Annotated in this window: 19 protein-coding genes and 1 tRNA gene; 19 read left to right on the top strand and 1 reads right to left on the bottom strand. The window is 38.2% G+C overall.

The features are described 5' to 3' along the window. Nucleotides 1–76: 76 nt before the first annotated feature. From B4H39_RS04525 to B4H39_RS04575, 11 genes are all read left to right on the top strand, one after another. Nucleotides 77–150: transfer RNA gene (locus tag B4H39_RS04525), tRNA-Pro, on the top strand. A gap of 297 nt (nt 151–447) precedes the next feature. Beyond that, nucleotides 448–585 (top strand): hypothetical protein, encoded by a 138-nt coding sequence (locus tag B4H39_RS04530; RefSeq protein WP_202230036.1) that lies wholly within the window; start codon nt 448–450, stop codon nt 583–585. A gap of 404 nt (nt 586–989) precedes the next feature. Next, on the top strand, nt 990–2,672 hold the full coding sequence (locus B4H39_RS04535; RefSeq protein WP_286927524.1) for a DUF1430 domain-containing protein: 1,683 nt from the start codon (nt 990–992) through the stop codon (nt 2,670–2,672). Nucleotides 2,673–2,691: 19 nt separating this feature from the next. Next, nucleotides 2,692–3,336, top strand: a complete 645-nt coding sequence (locus tag B4H39_RS04540; RefSeq protein ID WP_202230038.1) for an ATP-binding cassette domain-containing protein — start codon at nt 2,692–2,694, stop codon at nt 3,334–3,336. A 114-nt stretch (nt 3,337–3,450) separates the two neighbouring features. Further along, nucleotides 3,451–3,900 (top strand): hypothetical protein, encoded by a 450-nt coding sequence (locus B4H39_RS04545; protein ID WP_251423500.1) that lies wholly within the window; start codon nt 3,451–3,453, stop codon nt 3,898–3,900. A 184-nt stretch (nt 3,901–4,084) separates the two neighbouring features. After that, a complete protein-coding gene (locus B4H39_RS04550) occupies nt 4,085–4,306 on the top strand; it encodes a hypothetical protein (RefSeq protein WP_251423497.1) in 222 nt (73 codons plus the stop codon). A 396-nt stretch (nt 4,307–4,702) separates the two neighbouring features. Beyond that, nucleotides 4,703–6,058 (top strand): APC family permease, encoded by a 1,356-nt coding sequence (locus B4H39_RS04555; protein ID WP_286927525.1) that lies wholly within the window; start codon nt 4,703–4,705, stop codon nt 6,056–6,058. Nucleotides 6,059–6,272: 214 nt separating this feature from the next. Then, nucleotides 6,273–6,884: a 30S ribosomal protein S4 gene (rpsD, locus tag B4H39_RS04560; RefSeq protein WP_202230042.1), complete on the top strand. Its 612-nt coding sequence runs from the start codon at nt 6,273–6,275 to the stop codon at nt 6,882–6,884. A 1,030-nt stretch (nt 6,885–7,914) separates the two neighbouring features. Further along, nucleotides 7,915–8,076: a hypothetical protein gene (locus B4H39_RS04565; RefSeq protein ID WP_251423494.1), complete on the top strand. Its 162-nt coding sequence runs from the start codon at nt 7,915–7,917 to the stop codon at nt 8,074–8,076. 195 nt (nt 8,077–8,271) lie between these two features. Further along, nucleotides 8,272–9,213 carry a 2-dehydropantoate 2-reductase gene (locus tag B4H39_RS04570; protein ID WP_251423490.1) on the top strand — a complete coding sequence of 314 codons (942 nt, stop codon included), beginning with the start codon at nt 8,272–8,274 and terminating at the stop codon, nt 9,211–9,213. Nucleotides 9,214–9,229: 16 nt separating this feature from the next. After that, nucleotides 9,230–10,279, top strand: coding sequence for a PTS sugar transporter subunit IIC (locus tag B4H39_RS04575; RefSeq protein WP_202230045.1), 1,050 nt, complete (start codon nt 9,230–9,232; stop codon nt 10,277–10,279). A 505-nt stretch (nt 10,280–10,784) separates the two neighbouring features. On the opposite strand, the gene B4H39_RS04580 is transcribed toward B4H39_RS04575, so the two are convergent. After that, nucleotides 10,785–11,558, bottom strand: a complete 774-nt coding sequence (locus tag B4H39_RS04580; protein ID WP_202230046.1) for a sulfite exporter TauE/SafE family protein — start codon at nt 11,556–11,558, stop codon at nt 10,785–10,787. 148 nt (nt 11,559–11,706) lie between these two features. Between B4H39_RS04580 and B4H39_RS04585 the strand changes: the two genes are divergently transcribed. The 8 genes from B4H39_RS04585 to B4H39_RS04620 all read left to right on the top strand — a co-directional run bounded on the left by B4H39_RS04585 (nt 11,707) and on the right by B4H39_RS04620 (nt 19,489). Next, nucleotides 11,707–12,552, top strand: coding sequence for a PTS mannose/fructose/sorbose/N-acetylgalactosamine transporter subunit IIC (locus B4H39_RS04585; protein ID WP_251423487.1), 846 nt, complete (start codon nt 11,707–11,709; stop codon nt 12,550–12,552). Beyond that, complete coding sequence (locus B4H39_RS04590; protein WP_202230048.1) at nt 12,545–13,381, top strand: PTS system mannose/fructose/sorbose family transporter subunit IID; 837 nt, start codon at nt 12,545–12,547, stop codon at nt 13,379–13,381. The genes B4H39_RS04585 and B4H39_RS04590 overlap by 8 nt, the downstream gene beginning before the upstream one ends. A 38-nt stretch (nt 13,382–13,419) precedes the next feature. Continuing rightward, nucleotides 13,420–13,899 (top strand): PTS sugar transporter subunit IIB, encoded by a 480-nt coding sequence (locus tag B4H39_RS04595; protein ID WP_202230049.1) that lies wholly within the window; start codon nt 13,420–13,422, stop codon nt 13,897–13,899. Between the two features lie 15 nt (nt 13,900–13,914). Next, complete coding sequence (locus B4H39_RS04600) at nt 13,915–14,763, top strand: MurR/RpiR family transcriptional regulator (protein ID WP_202230050.1); 849 nt, start codon at nt 13,915–13,917, stop codon at nt 14,761–14,763. Between the two features lie 12 nt (nt 14,764–14,775). After that, nucleotides 14,776–15,678, top strand: coding sequence for an N-acetylmuramic acid 6-phosphate etherase (gene murQ / locus B4H39_RS04605; RefSeq protein WP_251423484.1), 903 nt, complete (start codon nt 14,776–14,778; stop codon nt 15,676–15,678). Next, nucleotides 15,641–16,624, top strand: coding sequence for a serine hydrolase domain-containing protein (locus tag B4H39_RS04610; protein ID WP_251423481.1), 984 nt, complete (start codon nt 15,641–15,643; stop codon nt 16,622–16,624). The genes murQ and B4H39_RS04610 overlap by 38 nt, the downstream gene beginning before the upstream one ends. 287 nt (nt 16,625–16,911) lie before the next feature. Beyond that, entirely contained in the window at nt 16,912–19,044 is a 2,133-nt protein-coding gene (locus B4H39_RS04615) for a Tex family protein (RefSeq protein ID WP_251423478.1), read from the top strand. Next, nucleotides 19,034–19,489, top strand: coding sequence for a SprT family protein (locus B4H39_RS04620; protein WP_251423475.1), 456 nt, complete (start codon nt 19,034–19,036; stop codon nt 19,487–19,489). The genes B4H39_RS04615 and B4H39_RS04620 overlap by 11 nt, the downstream gene beginning before the upstream one ends. Nucleotides 19,490–19,581 lie beyond the last annotated feature (92 nt).

Here is a 19,581-nt window from a genome sequence, read left to right on the forward strand (position 1 = left end):
AGGTTCGAATCCTGCCGGGTGCATAATAATTAAGTCGGGCTTGCCCGTTTTATTATTGTGAAAATCTTTATACCACCGGGAAGTAGCTCAGCTTGGTAGAGTACTTGGTTTGGGACCAAGGTGTCGCAGGTTCGAATCCTGTCTTCCCGATTACCGACTAACCCTAACTCATCTTTCGTAGATGAGTTTTTTTGTTGGAAATGAAAACTAACCTTGTATTGCGGTCAATGTCATTAAGTTAAGCAATAGATTCTTCGGAGTCTATTTTTATTTTGCTTTGAATTTATTAGTAATCCTATCATTCCAATATTAGGAAATGTTATATATGTCAAATCAAATAGAAGATAGCGTGCAAAAAAGTAATTTTTTGATTCTTTGTTACATCTCGCACTTTTTTACGAATAATAGTGTGGGTATAAATAAAAACTATTGGAAAAGAGGAAATGTATGAAGAAGAAGAAACGAAGGTTGTCTATTAGACTGATGAGTATTACTTTGTTAGCCTTAGGAGGATTGGGAGTTGGTCAAGCTAAAACTTTTGAGGAGGATCTGAAAGTAAAAATAGCAGAATATATCGAAAAATAGTGGAAAACAAACTTTTAGAGTAAAAGAATTAAAATGAAATGGGGCTTTTTTGAAAAAAAGAATTTTAAAATTTAATCTTCTTATCCTTCTACTTAGCATTTTATTTGGCATGTTTATTTTTCAGGTAGAGCATTATTCAACAAATAAGGTGCTTGATTTTTTTAGGTATACGGATAGTTATTCACCTGTAAAAAAAACCTAAAAAAATACTGAATAAAGAAGATAATGACAGAACAATTGATATTATAGAAAAAATTTCAAAACAGGAGGGATTATTTACGCTCTACAAAGTTGTAGACCAAGGGTACTTTATCAAAGAAGGGATTAATTTTAAGTTCCTAGAAAAAGCAGAGATAACCTTGTATGCACCTCATACGAGTCAAAAAACCAAGTACACCCCTCCATTGAGTAAGTCAGTCTTATCTATTGATAGTATAGAGAATTTAAAAAATAAAAATGAATTTGAGTGGCAAGTTTTTATAAAAACAGAGGATAAAAACAAATATAAAGATACGGTAGAACAGATTAAAAATGCTTATAACAAAGCTTTTGATGAGAACTATACTTATCAAGATTTTGCAGATTTTGAAAAAAGTGAAAGTTATGAATTATCATCGGGTAGGGACATTTACAATATTTCAAGCTATTTAAAGATTGGCATAACCTTTTTTATAGTGATGTTGAGTTTTTGGATTTTCTCGGTTCATAAAAAAATTCATATTTTACGACAAAATGGCTATTCTATCGTAGCGAGCATCAATAACTTTATCGGCAAGGGGTATGCAATTTGTATTTTTGCATCCATTGCTTTATTTATCTATTTATTAGGAACCATTTCACGCATCTATTGTGTCAATTTTATGATCAATATTGGTCTCCTCCTATCCTTGAGTTATGTTTGGTTGATGCTGCTGGTTTATGTCGTGGAGAAGTTAGGTCGGAGAAAAAAAGAGAGTAAAAATAAAGGAGAAAAGTTATTTATCAACGTATTGCCAACAGCGATAAAACTTATTTTTCTGCTGATGTTAGTCGTAATTCACCTAGATTTAGCAAGGATTATGTATGAAGCATCCAATATCACCTTTAATAGTGAAGTGCCTAAAAAAATAAGTGAAGATAACTATCATGTTTTTTACCCCGTTGTTGTGGGAAAAAATCAACTTGAATTTGACCATGACAAGGATTCTAGAGCAAAAGAAGAGGAAGAAATTTATCGCTACTTAAACCAAAACGGAAGCTTGCTCGTAAATATAGAGCATTATAATATAAAAGAGAACGAAGTGTTTGGGAGAACGATACAACTCAACCCTAATTATTTAAAAAAATTCGAGATTTTAGATGAAAATAATCAGAGAATCCTTATAGAAGAAAGTGAAGAAAAAAGAATATTACTCATTCCCGAAAGATTCAAGGGAAGTGATGACTTAAAGAAGATAGAAGAATACTATTTTAAAGACTTACTCCAATTTGAGGATAAATTAACGGAGATTATCTATATCAAAGATAAACAACCTGTCTACAGTTTTGTTCCCAATAAGCCATGGATTGATGACTATCCTATTTTAGATATTTTAACACTCAAAAATAGCGACAGTTGGGACAGGAATATTTTTAATGGTGATAGGTATCCGCCAATCAAAATAAAAACAGCTGGGCAGTCAAGTGAAAAGCTTAGCGGGCTTTTAGAGAAAAACAAGTTAACGGATAATTTACCTTCTTTTGTCCCCTATGAAAAGTCAGAGATTACGCTAATAAAAAGACTGTCCGGTTCGCTCAGCTATTTATTAATCAGCTCCTTATTGACTGTATTTGTCTTTTCTATTGTTTGCTTACTTACGACGGCATATTTTTTCCAGTATCATAGTAAAAAATTTTATTTGCTAAGGCTAAACGGTTATTCATTTTTTGAAACTTATGCCTCAGTCTTTTTATTGTTGCTATTCGAACTAATGATGGGTTTAACTATAGCTGCATTCTTGTCTGAGATTAGCAAAGAATTTGTTATTAATATCTTTCTGGCCATGGTACTCAATGTCATTATAGTCAGTATGACTTTGTTTAGAGTTGAAAAAAGAAAGTTTAATTAAATTTTTAAAGGGGAAAGTGATGAATAAAAACGAAATAGTCTCTCTACGTAATATCAAAAAAAAAATACAGGATAAATCCATCTTTTCAATCAATACGTTTACTGTAAGTAAGGGTGATTTTGTTACCATCAAAGGTGTGAGTGGCTCTGGCAAGACGACGCTGTTAAACATACTAGGGATGAACGACACGGTAAGTTCAGGAGAATATTTATTTGAAGGTGTTGAAACAGCAAAGTTGAAAGCAAAAGAAAAACTGAAAATAAAAAGAAATAAAATATCATTTTTATTTCAAGATTTCGGTCTAGTTGAAGAAGAAACAATTAATTTTAATTTAGAAATAGGCCTAAAATATAGCAAATTAAGCAGGAAAGAGAAAGTAATACAAAAAAAGGAGGCACTGAATGCGGTCAATTTAAATAAAAAACTATCGACAACGATTAGCAGTTTATCTGGAGGAGAAAAACAGCGCGTAGCACTCGCGCGAATTATTTTAAAACCATCCATACTTATTTTAGCAGATGAACCTACAGGCTCTTTAGACTCACTCAACAGAGATATCGTCACTGATATTTTATTTCAACAATCAATAAATGGGAAAGCAGTAATCATTGTCACTCATGATGAGGAACTGGCAAAGAAAGGAAATAAAACCATAGAACTTTAATTTTGCACTGCCCTTTTTTAAAAATCAGTCTTACAGAAGATCATGAACAATCTAAGGCTTTAAAATTCTCGGAGACACAGCAACATTGTATATAAAAATATTTTGGAGGTAAATATGAAAAAAACGTTATATTTAGCAACTTTAGTACTTTCTTTTGGACTGTTAGGAAGTTTACTAGGGGGTTCAGTTGCTTTTGCGGACAAACTAGAGCCGTATGGGGATATCACACACACATCAGATTCTGAGGGATATATCCATTTTGACTCTAAGGATAATATTGTAGAAAGTAATTTAGGATCTAACACCAATAAGAAAGCAAGACCAGCTATTAATCATGCTTCAGGGAGATGGGTATATTTTTCTGACCTTTATGATTTGGGAAGAAGGAAAAGAGGACATTCTAACCATTACAGCTCTAAATATCAAAGACATGGTGCGAAAGCTAAAGTAGGTACGGACACCAGAATAGCAAATGCTGTATTTAAAAAATGGGCATTTGCAACTGCTCACGGAAGATCTTCTGATACTTTTTCTTGTTGGTATAATCCGACAAACTGGTATTAATTTTTAGGGAGATTGTTCATGGTCTTCTGTAAGGTTGGTTTTAAAGATGGGGCTTTGGGATGGAGGAGACGCTGCTGTGAAAGTTAAGCGTATCAGCGATGATTCCCACGGGCATTTGGCGATGTAAGACACATATTATGACGACTATCGGCAGTTTTTGCCTGTCAAACATTGTATTTACGAGGTGTCAGCTTGGTGTATTCGTCCTGATGGCGTTACTGATGTGGAGGATGATTTCCGCCAAGTTTTTGAGAAAGCCTCTTTTGGTTCTCCTGAGTCATCCCAATTTATCCGTACTCAAGATTATGTTCAAGTCGGGCTGAACGGTTTGGACACGGACAGCTACGTGGTGTCTAATGCTCTCATAATCAAAGTACTGTCTCCTGAAAAAAATTATTGTGGCTGATGCATGTTGCGCGGGAAACCCTTCAGAAAAGCACCAAACGGCCCAAGAGATTATGCGTTCCTACCAAATTGAAGTCCTCAATACCTCAAAGTGTCACTCAGAGTTTTCCATAAGTACACAACATATTGTGCTTCTGTCAACTCTGCGGTGGTAATCGCTAAAAAAGAGTGACAGCAGTGTGTAAAAAATTGCCTAAAGGCAACTTTTTAGTTGTGTGCTGAGCCCTTTTCGTGGCTGAGTTTGTCATTGTCATTTAGATTCCATAAATCAGAAATATTAAATTTAGATAACAAATGTCAGAAAATTCATGAATTATTTGGAGAATGCAAAAACATAAAGTATAATGGTGCGTAACACTAAAAATTTTAGTGAATACATAAGAAAGAAGAGATGGATATGGAAAAAGACTTGAAAAGTGATATCGGTTTTTTTGGTGCCTTGTCTATTGTTGTAGGAACGGTTATCGGTGCTGGAGTTTTCTTCAGAATTGCCACAATGGCTGCGGCCACACAGTCAGCCTCGCTCACTTTACTGGCCTGGATTGTAGGGGGAGGGCTAACTATTTGTGCAGGATTGAGTGTCGCTGAACTCGCGGCAGCCATTCCTGAGACAGGAGGTACCGTAAAATACTTGGAACGAAGTTATGGAAAGATGGTTGGTTTTCTATTTGGCTGGGTTCAGGTTTTGATTTATAACCCTGGAAATATAGCTGCCTTGGGTATTATCTTTGCTACTCAGGTTATAAATTTATTGGGCTTTCCTCAAAGCTTATTGCTACCTATTGCTATTGTCGCAGTTTTATCAATTATGGCAGTTAATTTACTTGGCTCCCGTTTTACTTCTCGTTTTCAACAAATCACTTCGATTTTGAAGCTGATTCCGATATTTTTAATTATTATGTTTGGTCTAACCACTCGCTCACAAGTAGACGTTCAATTATTTCCTGTTCAAGCTGGAGAAAATGTCGGTCTTCTTACAGGCTTAGGTGGAGCTTTAGTCGCGAGTTTGTTCGCATTTGACGGTTGGATGAATGTAGGAAATATTGCTGGTGAAATGAAAAATCCAAAGAAACATTTGTCAAAAGTAATCACCATTGGTTTGCTCATTATTTCCTTTATTTATATTGCTATTAGCCTGAGCTTCTTGAAAGTTTTACCTTTGGATCAAATCGCGGGTAATGTGAACACAGCGTCAGATGCCGCTCAGCAACTTTTTGGTGTAAATGGCGGAAAACTTGTGACTATTGGCATCTTGATTTCCGTCTATGGCACACTCAATGGATATACAATGACGGCTATCCGTGTTCCCTATGCTTTATCTTTAGAGAAATCTCTTCCATTTTCAAAATATTTGAGCAAACTCAATAAGAACTCTATTCCTTTCGTCTCGGCTGCCTTGGTGGCTGGATTAGCATGTGTTTTTATGGCAGCAGGTTCTTTTGAAATATTGACTAACTTAGTCATCTTCGTGATATGGTTCTTTTCATTTCTTCTGATCCTGGCAGTTTTTATTCTAAGAAAAAAGGAGCCGGACTTGCATCGACCATACAAGGTAGTACTATATCCAGTATTGCCTGTTGTAGGAATGCTGGGTGCTTTATTTATTATGTGGACGATGATTACACAACAACCTGTTCTTGCTATGATTGGTATTGCCATTACACTTGCAGGGATTCCGGTATTTTATTATCAAACAAAAATAAGACAAGTAGAAAGAGAAACACCTGTCCCAGTAAAAATAAAATCTAAATAGTGGAAATGAGCCAGAGTAACAGGGGTTAAATTCTATCATAAGTTGACAGAGGACAGGAATTTTGCTAGAATGGTGAGGTTGAATATAGCAGTCAGCTAGAAAACTCGTCAACATTTTACTTGTTACGAAGTAACCGAAGCTGTAAGGCGAAAGTAAAATGCACGAATTCGAGGCTGTCAATATTCTTCAAAAAATATTTGAAGGAGACATATACATGTCACGTTATACTGGTCCATCATGGAAACAATCTCGCCGTCTTGGCATCTCACTTACAGGTTCTGGTAGAGAGCTTGCACGTCGTAACTACGTACCTGGTCAACACGGTCCTAACAACCGCTCAAAACTTTCTGAATACGGTTTGCAATTGGCTGAAAAACAAAAACTCCGTTTCACTTACGGTGTTTCTGAGCGCCAATTCCGTAACTTGTTCGTAGCGGCTACACGTATCAAAGAGGGAACTCTTGGTTTCAACTTTATGATTTTACTTGAACAACGTTTGGATAACGTTGTATTCCGTCTTGGCCTTGCGACTACTCGTCGTCAAGCACGTCAATTCGTAAACCACGGTCACATCCTCGTTGACGGAAAACGCGTTGATGTCCCATCATACCGTGTGGCACCTGGTCAAGTTATTTCAGTTCGTGAAAAATCTATGAAAGTTCCAGCAATCCTTGAAGCTGTTGAAGCAACTAAAGGCCGTCCGAACTTCGTATCATTCGACGCTGAAAAACTTGAAGGCACACTCGTGCGTCTTCCAGAACGTGATGAAATCAATACAGAAATTAACGAAGCGCTTATCGTCGAATTCTACAACAAAATGTTGTAAGCTTGTTTCTGAGTACATTAGCTTGTATCAGAGTGTCTATATTAAGGAAAGCTTTACTTTTATAAACATATACGCCTGTATTTGATTAAAAGGTTCAGAAAAAATAGCATAAATTTTTACTAAATAAGGAGCTGTATATCGAAGATATACGGCTTTTTGTTTTAGGAAAAATAGAGCTTTATCACTACTTTTTAGCTAAATTCAAGGAGGGGGAATAATGTTTCTATGCTTTAATTTACTGTGATAAACGTGCGTTAGAAGCTCTATTTATTACTGTTTTTCTATTTTGTATAGTAACTAGGTTTGTTTATATTAGAAAAATATTTTCAGATTTCACAGTAAATCACTGACTATTTTTATTAAATATAGTAAAATGTATGTATAATTACAACAAAAATAAACAAATTTATAAATTTGCAGGAGGAACTATGCAGACTAAAACTATTGTTAGTTACATCAGTGCTTCATCATTTGATTACAAGATGAATGAATTTTTACGAGAGTTAGAGCAACAAAGTAAAGAAGTTATAGAAATACAATGCCGACACAACTGTTTTATGTATATGGCTACGATAGTATATAAGTGATTTTACTTTCTAATTTTCAAATATCCGTTATTGTTTCTGCTGTAGAATGTGCTGTATCTGACTTATTTCATCTAAAATAAAAGAGATGTTCTCAAAAACTGAGATTCAAATTCTAAGGATTGAATAGTGAGGCTATTCAATGCTATGTGCCTCATACAATCACAGAGACATACTGGCGAGATTTAATTTCTTATACAGTATCAAAATTTTTTTGATACTGTCTTTTGAAGAAAAGTTCAGGAGAGTTTTCCTATCTGCTATTTTTATCTGATATACGTTTGTCATTCTACTCAAGGCATAGGAGAAGGTCTTGGATTCCTTAAAAAATGGAACGGTAAACCTAGTGATTTACGGGAAATATTCAAAAATATGAGTTAACTGATGATGAACGTGCAGTCATATAATCTCCTTGTGCCTAGGTACAGATGTACGACAATTTGTATGTGCTGACCGATGCAGACTTGGCAAGAGGTATGGGAATTTCTCGCCAAAAACTAAAAAATATTTTAAAAGGCTTAAAAGATAAAAAGCATGTCATTCAGGTGAAGCAAAAACCTTCTATTCATAAAATAGCGAATGATTTCTGGAGCCAGCTAGAAAAATGAAGAACCTTATTTGAAGAAGATGCTTAATGTTCGTCACATGAAAAAGCATGCTTGAGGTTTAACAATGTGTCTGAGCTATTTTCTTAGGCGAAGTACCAATGGTGAAAAGAGCCACTGAAAAATATATAAAAATAATGTAAAATATAAATTGTGAATACATAAACACAAGTCTCTAGGAAGAAAGTAGGAAGAAAAATGAAAATTGCAATTGCAGGTGCTGGCGCTATGGGAAGTCGTTTTGGCTATATGCTCTCTCAGTCTGGTCAAGATGTCATATTGATTGATCAATGGAAAGAGCATGTAGAGGCTGTTCAAGAAAACGGACTTCATATTAATTTGGATGGGGAAAAGCGTGTTGTAGAATTACCCATGTACTTGCCTGCTGAGTTAGTGGATAAAAATTTAGAAGTTGACCTGATTATTTTATTTACAAAAGCGATGCAGTTAGACTCAATGCTACAAGCCATTCAATCCGTAATCCATGAAAATACAAAAGTTCTTTGTCTATTAAACGGCATTGGTCATGAAGATATTGTCGAAAAATATGTTGCCAAAGAAAATATTTTGCTTGGCAATACCATGTGGACTGCAGGTATGGAAGGACCGGGGAGAATAAAATTATTTGGTCAAGGAAGTGTAGACTTGCAAAACATTCATCCCGATGGGCAAAAGGGTGCAGAGGAAGTTGTCGCGGTCTTGAATCAAGCAGGCCTAAATGCCATTTATTCTGAAAATGTTCTTTACTCGATTTATAAAAAAGCTTGTGTTAATGGAACGTTGAATGGTCTTTGTACCCTTTTAGATGTGAACATTGCGGGATTTGGTAGTACAGCACATGCAGATACGATTATCCGAACAATTGTTGACGAATTTATCAGCATTGCGGCACGGGAAGGTGTAACGCTGGATGCAGAGGTAGTTATCGCACAAATCCAAGCTACATTTGATCCTGACGGGATTGGTTTACACTACCCCTCTATGTATCAAGATTTGATGATTAATCATCGTTTAACAGAGATTGATTATATCAATGGAGCTATTGTGAAGAAAGGTCAAAAATATGGTATTGCAACGCCTTACTGTGCTTTTCTAACACAGCTTGTACACTGTAAAGAGGAAATTTTAAATGTCAAATGAATGAAAGGAAAAAACAATGAGTAGCAAACAACAAACGGAGAAACCGATACTTGATTTTGTAAATAAAGTTTTAAATGGCACCGCCATTGGTATTATCGTTGGGTTAATTCCTAATGCAGTGTTGTCAGCTTTATTAAAAGTTTTAGGTAAAGCACCGCTTTTAGTAACTTTGGGTCAAGTTGTCCTTATTTTTCAAATGGCAACACCTTTACTTATCGGTGCCTTGATTGCCTTACAGTTTGGTTTTAACCCGATGCAGATGGCTGTCGTGGCCGGCGCAGCTTTTGTTGGATCAGGTGTTGTACGATTTAATCCAGAATTGGAGTCTTATGTTGGTTCAGGAACCGGTGATATTGTAAATACCATGTTAACTGCAGCGCTTGCAGTCATCATGGTTAAATTATTAAGTCATCGCTTTGGCTCAGTAGGAATCGTGCTTAATCCAATCATTATCGGTGCAGGCGGTGGTTTCCTTGGTTTGTTGCTTCTGCCTTATGTGGTGCGCATCACAACAGCCATTGGGGCGGGGATTAATTCTTTTACGACATTACAACCTGTCTTGATGAGTATATTGATTGCTTGCTCATTTGCACTTCTTATCATCTCTCCTTTATCGACAGTAGCCATTGGGATGGCTATACAGCTTAGTGGTGTTTCAGCTGGAGCAGCAGCAATGGGCGTGGCTGCAACAACCTTGGTGTTGGTGGTTAATTCTTGGCGTGTGAACAAGTCGGGTGTTACTGTTGCTATAGCTTTAGGTGCCATGAAGATGATGATGCCTAACTTGTTTAGACATCCGATAATTATGCTTCCTTGTCTATTTACAGCTATTATCTCCGCTATTCCTGTAGCTTTGCTGAGTATATCGGGTGTGCCTAGCTCAGCTGGATTCGGCTTAGTTGGTTTGGTTGGCCCCCTTGCTTCCTTAGAAGCAGGATTGTCTCTGCCCCTTGCTTTCTTGACGTGGTTCGTCGTTCCGATTGCAGCTGCGCTTCTTGCACAATTTATCTTTGAAAAATTAATGAAACTCTACGATAGAAAAGAAGTTTTTGGTTTTACTCAGTAGTTGTTTTTGGAAATTATTGTTTATCAACAAAATAAACCTTCATGCTTTTTAATATGACTAGGGCATCTTACAGCAAAGAAAGATATCCTTTACTTGCTGTAAGAGAACCACAAAGAAGTGCAAGAGTACGGAAAACGTTGAAGCTTTTTAGGAACTCCATCTCCATTTGAAGATAGACACCTGTTCTTCCAAAGAGAGAGCTTTACTCAGTTTTGTCGCTGTGTTGATTTTATCTTTTCAAAATAGTCTGCGACAGTCTGATAGCTGTGAAGTGTTTAAAAAGCTAAGTTTGTTGCCCCTTTGGTCTTAAGCGCTTTTGTGTATCTTTGATTTTTGTGCATGAAAAAAGCTCCTTGTGAAATGGATAGAAATGTTTTGTTTCTTGTCCATTTTAACAGGAGCTTTTTATTTTTCGATAGACTATAACTATCATCATGTGTGACATTCTGTCTGGGGAAATGATGATTTTTTTCTTTACAGCTCTATCTGCACCACTAAAAGCACTTTAAAAGATTATTGGGATAAGAGTAATAAAAATGACCATAATGACAACGATATCAAAGAGTCGCCCGATACTTCTGTCACTAAGTTTTCCGCTCAGTAGTGCCCCAAGGTTTCCTCCAATAAATGCGGCTGGAATAATAACCAATAATATATTTAAGTCAAATTCAAAGATATTAGAAAGCATCAGTGTCGTAACTAAATTTGAAACTTGGGAAAACAAAATGGAAACGATAGAGTAGGTCGTTGCTTCCTTGATTTTTAAAGGAAAAATCAGTAGAAGAAGAGCGACATTGAAAGGTCCCCCGCCAATTCCTAGAAATACGGAGGCGGTCCCGAGTGAAAGACCGCATAAGAAATAAAGAATGGTCAATTGTTTATTTAAGTGGAGGTTTAATCGTCCTAAGAGTAAAACACCAGATAATAAAATAATGAGTAAGATAGCCTGCAATTGCCCCGTTTTCTCATTTCCGATAATGTTAAAAGAAAATTGTAAAACCTGCTGTCCGAGCATTCCGCCTAAGACAGAACCGATAGACAGAAAAATAACATTCCGGCCATTGATTTTGATGCCGTTTTTAATTTGGCGCGCTGTTGAGGAAAGGGCCATGACAAGTACAGCCACGCTAGAATAAAATACGATTTCAGGCAGGGAGTGAAAACCAAGCAGGGACAATAAGGGTTTGATGATTAAACCGCCGCCCATGCCGCTGATTGCTCCAATCACATTCGCTATGATAATGATAAAGGGGTAAAGAAGAAATTGTAAGATATCCATAAGGACAGTATAGCATAAAATTCTATAAACGAAAATAAATTTCGGTATGTATATATATTTTAAAATAATTGACAAAAAATTTCGTTTGCGATACAATAGGGGATGTTAAAAAATAAAAACGCTTTCACAAAGAGGCAAAGGAGGAATTATGGATACACTTTCCATTGGAATCATCATTGTTCTCCTGGTTTATACAGCTATTGGCGTACTAGACCAGATTTCTATTCAAATCGGTCCCTACACTCCACTTTTTGCAGCCGCATTTACAGGGTTTGTCATGGGAGATCTTACAACGGGGCTTTTAGTCGGAGCAACACTACAGTTGATGACACTTGGAGTCGCAACCTATGGCGGAGCTACAGTCCCTGACTTTTTAAGTGGTGCCATTATGGGTACGGCCTATGCCATTCTTTCGGGCAAAGGTGTAGAATATGGTATTGGTATAGCCATTCCGATTGGACTTTTGCTCACTCAAATGGATATTTTGGGACGGATGTTTAACTTATTCTGGCAAAAGCGCGCAGCTAAATTCGCTGAAGCGGGTAACGCTCGAGGCGTGGAAATGAGTAATGTTTTCGGAATTTTCTCGTGGACATTATCACGAATGGTCCCGGTTTTCATTGGGCTTTACTTTGGAGAACATGTTGTTAATCTTATCAACGAAGCGATACCTGTTTGGGTAATGAATGGGCTTAAAGCAGCGGGAGCCATTCTTCCTGCGATGGGGATTGCCATTTTACTTCGTTACCTTCCAATTAAAAAATATTGGGCCTATTTCATCATCGGTTTTGCTTTAATGGCTTATTTCTCAGAAATGTTCTCGGTGCTTGGTGTGGCTCTTATCGGACTCGCACTTTCTGGTATCGCAGTAATCAACCAACAAAATAAAGGAAAAGATACAACTGCAGCGCCACAGCCCGTAGCTGTCGCAGCTGTTGGCTCAGATTTATCTGAAAATCTTTATGCAGACGAGGAGGTCAACTTCAATGACTGAACAACAAAATAAACCAGAAATTACAAAAAAAGATTTGAAAAAAGTTTACGTCCGTAACCTCTTTGGTTTCCAATGGGGATGGAACTATGAAAGTATGCAAGGTCTAGGTTATGCCTACACTATTATGCCAGCTTTACGTCGCCTTTATGGTAACAACAAAGAAAAAATGGCTAAAGCCTTGAAAACACATATTGGCTTCTTTAATACAACACCAGCCATGAGTCATCTGATTATTGGTGCCAACATAGCTATGGAAGAAGAACTCAATGAAACAGATGAAGAAGCAGTTATCGGTCTTAAGACTGGTTTAATGGGGCCATTTGCTGGTGTCGGGGATACGCTTTTTATTGCTATTTACCGTGCTGTTGTCTTCTCAATGGCGGCTTACTTGGCCCAAGCAGGACAAGTTGTCAGCTTAATTATTCCTTTGATTATCGGTCTGGCTGTACTTGCTGTTCGATGGAAATTTCTTCAGATTGGTTATGCACAAGGTAAAAAAATTGCTGTTGGTTTTGCATCACAAATGAAGGTCTTGACTGATGCCGCAGCTATTCTTGGTTTGACTGTAGTAGGTGGCTTGATTCCTTCTGTTATTACCTATAAACTTGAACTGTCCTATAAAATGGGTGAAGTTACTATGGATGTTCAAGAAATGTTGGATAAAATCCTCCCTGGACTCGTTCCTCTTGCGATTGTCGGACTTAGCTATTGGCTTTTAGGTAAAAAGAAAATGAACTCCACACGCTTGATTTTTGTCTTGATTGCATTGGGGATGATTTTAGGCAACCTGCAACCTATGTTAAGTGCGGTTGGCAAACTCTTTAACTAACAGAGTTTTAATTGAAAGAAGAATGAGGAAATAGTAAAATGATTATACATGCAAGGGTAGATGAGCGTTTGATTCATGGGCAAGTTGCTGCCGTATGGTCAAATGTAGTGAATGCCGAACGACTTTATGTAGTAAATGATGGCGCATGGAATGATGAGATGGTTCTTGGTGCATTGCAGTTGGCAAAGCCAGCGGGAAAAAAATTAACCGTGTCCAGTGTTCGCCGTGCAATTGTGAATTTTAAGGAAAATCGCTTTGGTGATGAACGTGTTTTTGTTTTGACAAAAACAATTGGCGACATGAAAGCTCTCGTTGATGCTGGCGTATTAGATGAATTTAATGTTGGAAATATCTCTAAACAGGGTGAAGACTCCGTTCAGATAAAGAAATCTGTCTTTTTATCTCCCCAAGATATCGAACAGCTCAAGGAACTAACAGAAAAAGGAACAAAAATCACTGCTCGTATGGTACCAGGTGAAAGCGATGCCTCCATTATGAGTATGATTGATGATAAATAAAAAAAGGAAGTGCTTATGAATATCAGAATGGAAATCAAGCAAAATTACGAATCGCTCAACCAAAGTCAAAAAAGGGTGGCCGATACTTTTTTGCGACATCCTGATGTTCTGACCATGAGTATTGCTGAAATCGCTGCACAGTCAGGGACCTCAGCTTCTGCAATTACACGTTTTGTACGCAAATTTGGCTATGAGGGCTTGGATGCTTTCCGCATTGCTTTGGCAAAAAGTTCTGCTGCTACGACTCCAAATGATTTGCTAGAAATCGATCCCATTGTCCAAAAGAACGATGATTTGCCCGTTATCATTGAAAAAGTTGCTGCTATGCTTTCTACAACTGTTTCAGATACCGCAAATTTCTTAGATGAACAAGTTTTGCAAGAGGTTATTACCGCTTTAAAAAAAGCAAGAAGAATTTATCTTATAGGCGTGGGAGCTTCTAGTGTTGTTGCCTATGATTTAGCCCATAAACTTAATCGGGCTGGCTTCCTCGCACTGCATAGCTGGGATGGACATATGGTTATGGAAAATTTAGCTTATCTGAATGAGCAAGATGTTGTTCTTAGTTTTTCTTATTCAGGCGAGACAAAAGAAGTTCTAGCCGCCTTAGCTATTGCACGTGAACGTGGGGCTCAATCTTATATTGTGACAAAAAATCAGTCGGATGACTTAAGCAAACAAGTGAACGGTATTATCGCAATACCTACAACAGAGCACTTGCTCCGGGTTGGCGCAATTGCTTCTTTTGAGTCATCCTTTCAAGTTGCCACAGTATTGTATTTAGGTGTTATCGAAGAGATGATTGGTACAGAATTGACAGAACGAATGAAGAAAACGGCTGAAAATATAAAAAAAATTAAATGAAGTGAGAAAAAATTGAATAAAATTGAGAGTTTATCAACAGAAGGACGTAACCCGAATTCGATGAATTTGGATCAGGTGTCGACTTTGGAAATGGTTGAAATCATTAATAATGAAGATGCGAAGGTTGCTGCGGGAATCACAGTTGCTTTGCCTAAAATTGCTAAGGCTATTGACCTCGCTGCGGAGCGTTTTGCTGCGGGTGGACGAATCATTTATATAGGTGCAGGGACGAGTGGTCGTTTAGGACTTTTGGATGGTGTTGAATTAACACCTACTTATAGTGTCCCGGCTGAACGAGCTTTCGGAATTATCGCAGGAGGTGCTGAGGCAGTTTATAAGGCCATTGAGGGTGCCGAAGATTCTCGTGAACTGGGCTTAGCTGACATAAAAGCAGTCGAGTTAATGCCTCAAGATATATTGATAGGGTTATCTGCAAGTGGCCGAACCCCCTATGTTTTAGCAGCATTGGAATATGCTAAAAAAGTAGGCGCACTGACTATTTCAGTATCTGCAAACCCAAACAGTGAAATGGCAGCCGTGGCTGATGTAGGGATAGATGTTGCTGTTGGTCCTGAAGTTATTACAGGTTCAACCCGTATGAAGTCGGGCACTGCACAGAAGATGGTGCTCAACATGATTTCTTCAGGAATCATGGTTAGAACAGGTAAGGTTTACCAGAATCTGATGATTAATGTTCAAGCAACAAATGAGAAGTTAGTGAATCGTGGGATTCGTATCGTTTCTCAGGCAACAGGCGTGAGTTTTGAAGAGGCAGAGAAAGTCTTTTACGAGGCTGGTGAACGTGTTAATGTCGCAATTTTGATGCTGGAGTTAAATATTTCAAGCACTGAAGCTAAAAAATTACTAGAGGAAAAAGATGGAAATATCGCCAATGTTATCCGAGAAAGCAAGTGATATTTTCAAAATGTTAGAAGCCGCAGTAGTTCGGGAAGATACGCCGGGCTTTGCGGCTTTTTATATGGAAAACCAAGACAGTCAAACTGTATGGGGTGGGACAATAGATGATGTGGAGGAAGTCACCTCATCGTCCCTTTATGACTTGGCTAGCTTGACTAAAGTGGTCGGGACAACAACGCGCATCCTTCAGCTCATAGACCATGAAGAGATTTCACTTTCAGATTCGATTGGCGTGTTTTTTCCTGTACTTGCAGAGTTGCAAATAACGATCCAAGACCTTCTCTTACACCGTGCGGGATTTCCTACGGACTTCACAGATAAAACAGACTTTTCACAAGAATTTTTTTGGAATTTTTTGAAGAAAATTAACCTCCCTTTGCCTCATGAAAAGCACACGATTTACTCCGACATTGGTTATTTACTCCTAGGAGAAATCATTGAAAAAATAGATGGTTGTGGCCTTGAGGAGAGTTTTCGCACTCATATTTTTAAGCCCTTTGGTATGGAGTCGACGACCTATTTTCCAGACGGAAGTTTGGCTGTACCGACAGAAGTTACGAAATCTCGAGGTGAGATTAAAGGAAATGTTCATGATGGGAAAGCCTTTCTCTGGGGAAAGGAAGCAGGACATGCAGGACTTTTCAGTACGGTTGGTGACTTAGAAGGCTTTGTTCGGGCAGTTTTTTCAGGTGAACTTTTATCAGATAAGCTGTTGACAGTATTACAAACCTTTGAGGTTTCGGGACGGACACTAGGCTGGCTTTCTCGTGGTGCTGGGCAGCTTTATCACACAGGTTTTACGGGAGGATTGATTTGTTTAGATCTCCTACAGAGGCGTGCTTTAGTCGTTCTGAGTAACCGGACTTACCCGAGTCGTGAAAATAAGGATTATACCTATGTTCGTCAAGATATAATAGAAAAATTTTTTCAAAGAAGGCACTAAGATTTTTGGTGCTTTTTGTTAATTTTAAAAACAGCTGAAAAGTATTGGAGGGAGGGGGATTATGATTACTATTGAGGATTTCACCGTTTTTCTTAAAGACTTGCAGTGGGGGACAGCATTGACTTTATAGTTTTGAAAAAGCTGTGTGAGTGAGAACTTACGTTTTTAGACTTCTCAGCTTTTACAGTATAGGTGTGCCGTTTTATGTGCAGTCCTTAAATTGCTTTCCCTCCCATTTTTTTTTACGGTATGAAATGAAATTGCTGAGAATATGATAAAATGGAAGCATGGAAAATACGCAAAAAATAGCTGAACTGTTAAATATCAAAAGCTCCCAAGTACAAAAAGTTCTTGAACTTACAGCAGAGGGGAACACTGTCCCCTTTATTGCGCGTTATCGAAAAGAAGTGACGGGAAGCTTGGACGAAGTTGAGATTAAAAAAATTATTGATGAAAACGACAGCTTGACAAAGTTGGCTGACCGTAAAACAGCCGTACTTTCAAAAATTGAAGAGCAGGGAAAGTTAACAGACGAACTTAAGACCCAGATTCAAGCTGCACAGAAACTTTCAGAAGTAGAAGACCTTTATCTTCCCTATAAAGAAAAGCGTCGTACCAAAGCAACCATTGCCAAAGAAAATGGTCTTTTCCCACTTGCACAACTTATCGTGAAAAACGCAGTAAATGTTGAAGAAGAAGCTGAAAGTTTTACAAACGAAAATTTTGCAACTGCAGCAAAAGCATTGCAAGGTGCTATGGATATCTTGGCGGAAGCAATATCTGAGGATGCCAAACTGCGGAGTTGGCTTTTAAATGAAGTCAAACAAAACAGTCTGCTTGAAAGTAGCCTCAAAGATCAAAGTCTAGATGAGAAAAAGGTCTTCCAAATTTACTATGAATTTTCGGAAAAAATAGCAGATCTTCCTAATCACCGAGTACTTGCTCTTAACCGTGGTGAAAAACTAGGTGTTCTTTCTGTGAAGTTTGAACATAATGAAGATAAAATCTTACGTTTTTTTGAGAACCGCTTTGCTGCCCGTAGTAACAAATATATGAGCTTGGCTATCAAGGAAGCAGTAAAGAAAAAATTGCTTCCTGCCATGGAACGAGCAGTTCGGGCTGAGTTAACAGAAAAAGCAGAAGATGCGGCTATCGAAGTTTTTGGTGAAAATTTAAAGAATTTACTTCTGGTCGCGCCACTAAAAGGGCGTACAGTTATGGGCTTTGATCCCGCCTACCGTACAGGAGCAAAGTTGGCCATCGTTGATGCTACAGGTAAGCTTCTTACAACAAAGGTTATTTACCCTGTAAAACCAGCAAATACAAGCCAAATCGCTCAGGCTAAAAATGACTTAGTGGAACTTATATCAACTTACAAAGTGGATATGATTGCTATTGGTAACGGTACGGCCAGTCGGGAGTCAGAAGCTTTTGTGGCGGAAGTGCTTAAGGAAAATAACTTATCAGATGTCTTTTATGTCATTGTCAGCGAATCTGGCGCTTCGGTTTATTCTGCTTCAGAGCTGGCACGGGAAGAGTTTCCTGATCTCACTGTTGAGAAACGTTCAGCTGTTTCTATTGCACGCCGTTTGCAGGACCCACTAGCCGAGCTGGTTAAAATTGAGCCGAAAGCCATTGGTGTGGGGCAATATCAACATGATGTGTCGGAGAAGAAACTGACCGAAAACCTAGATTTTGTGGTCGAAACAGTTGTTAACCAAGTGGGGGTAAATGTAAACACAGCCAGTTCAGCCCTTCTTTCTCATGTGGCTGGATTTAACAAAACTTTAGCGAATAATGTCGTAAAATTCCGTGAGGAAAATGGTGCGTTAACAAGCCGGAGTCAGTTGAAACAAGTGCCACGCTTAGGAGCCAAAGCTTTTGAGCAAGCAGCCGGTTTTCTTCGCATACCTGATGCCAAGAACTTTTTGGACAAAACCGGAGTTCATCCAGAGTCCTATAAAGTTGTTAAGGAGTTGCTTCAGTATCTTGGCTTGTCCGAGGGTGATGCGCATTTGGCAGATGTGTTGAAAACAGTTGATGTCAAAGAAATGTCAGAACATCTGGGTGTAGGACAGGAAACCCTGACCGATATTATTTCTGACTTAATAAAACCGGGACGTGACTTACGCGATAGTTTTGATGCCCCCCTTTTACGTCAGGATGTCCTTTCTGCTGAAGATTTGCGCGTGGGGCAAAAACTTGAAGGAGCAGTTCGTAACGTTGTTGATTTTGGAGCCTTTGTGGATATTGGCATTAAAAATGATGGCTTGATTCACGTCTCCGATCTGAGCAAAAACTTTGTCAAAAATCCTCATGAAGTCGTTGCTGTCGGACAGATTGTGACAGTTTGGGTCAAGTCCATTGATCAAGAACGCGGAAAAATCAATCTGACTTTGGTAGAGCCACGTGAACAATAAAGAGTTAACCAACCATGTACGCCAGATTTCCTTAGCGAAATTTGGGCTCCCTTTTAGACATACAGCTCAGTGGAATAACCGTTTACGTAGTACGGGAGGGTGCTTTTTCCCCAAGGATATGCATTTAGATTTTAACCCTAAGATGGCGGAACTACCAGAGTTTGACCGTATCATTCTGCATGAACTGGTACACTATCATCTTTATACTCAAAAAAGAGGTTACAGGCACAAGGACAAGGACTTCAAAACGCTGCTTGCGCAAGTTGGTGGTCTGCGCTATGCTCCACCTATGAAGGAGGTAAGATATACTTATATCTGTCAAAGCTGCCAGCAGGTCTATCAGCGGCAGCGTAAAATTGATATTAAGAAGTACGCCTGCGGCAAGTGTCGTGGTAAACTAAGAGAAAGTAAGAAAAAAGATACGAATGAAGAAGCTCCGGCCTAGACTGGAGCTTCTTTTTTATCCACTTTTCAGGCACGTACTACGGAAGCCAGAAGTTACCTCACCTGAAAGTCCCCTCCGCTTTTCTCATCAAA

Source organism: Lactococcus sp. UBA7128 (assembly GCF_002492185.1).
Classification (GTDB): Bacteria; Bacillota; Bacilli; order Lactobacillales; family Streptococcaceae; genus Lactococcus; species Lactococcus muris.

Bases quoted from the DNA above. Each gene is read 5' to 3' on its own strand.
- B4H39_RS04530 (WP_202230036.1), top strand. From the start codon at position 448: ATGAAGAAGAAGAAACGAAGGTTGTCTATTAGACTGATGAGTATTACT.
- B4H39_RS04540 (WP_202230038.1), top strand. From the start codon at position 2,692: ATGAATAAAAACGAAATAGTCTCTCTACGTAATATCAAAAAAAAAATA.
- B4H39_RS04545 (WP_251423500.1), top strand. From the start codon at position 3,451: ATGAAAAAAACGTTATATTTAGCAACTTTAGTACTTTCTTTTGGACTG.
- B4H39_RS04555 (WP_286927525.1), top strand. From the start codon at position 4,703: ATGGAAAAAGACTTGAAAAGTGATATCGGTTTTTTTGGTGCCTTGTCT.
- rpsD (WP_202230042.1), top strand. From the start codon at position 6,273: ATGTCACGTTATACTGGTCCATCATGGAAACAATCTCGCCGTCTTGGC.
- B4H39_RS04570 (WP_251423490.1), top strand. From the start codon at position 8,272: ATGAAAATTGCAATTGCAGGTGCTGGCGCTATGGGAAGTCGTTTTGGC.
- B4H39_RS04575 (WP_202230045.1), top strand. From the start codon at position 9,230: ATGAGTAGCAAACAACAAACGGAGAAACCGATACTTGATTTTGTAAAT.
- B4H39_RS04580 (WP_202230046.1), bottom strand. From the start codon at position 11,558: ATGGATATCTTACAATTTCTTCTTTACCCCTTTATCATTATCATAGCG.
- B4H39_RS04585 (WP_251423487.1), top strand. From the start codon at position 11,707: ATGGATACACTTTCCATTGGAATCATCATTGTTCTCCTGGTTTATACA.
- B4H39_RS04590 (WP_202230048.1), top strand. From the start codon at position 12,545: ATGACTGAACAACAAAATAAACCAGAAATTACAAAAAAAGATTTGAAA.
- B4H39_RS04595 (WP_202230049.1), top strand. From the start codon at position 13,420: ATGATTATACATGCAAGGGTAGATGAGCGTTTGATTCATGGGCAAGTT.
- B4H39_RS04600 (WP_202230050.1), top strand. From the start codon at position 13,915: ATGAATATCAGAATGGAAATCAAGCAAAATTACGAATCGCTCAACCAA.
- B4H39_RS04610 (WP_251423481.1), top strand. From the start codon at position 15,641: ATGGAAATATCGCCAATGTTATCCGAGAAAGCAAGTGATATTTTCAAA.
- B4H39_RS04615 (WP_251423478.1), top strand. From the start codon at position 16,912: ATGGAAAATACGCAAAAAATAGCTGAACTGTTAAATATCAAAAGCTCC.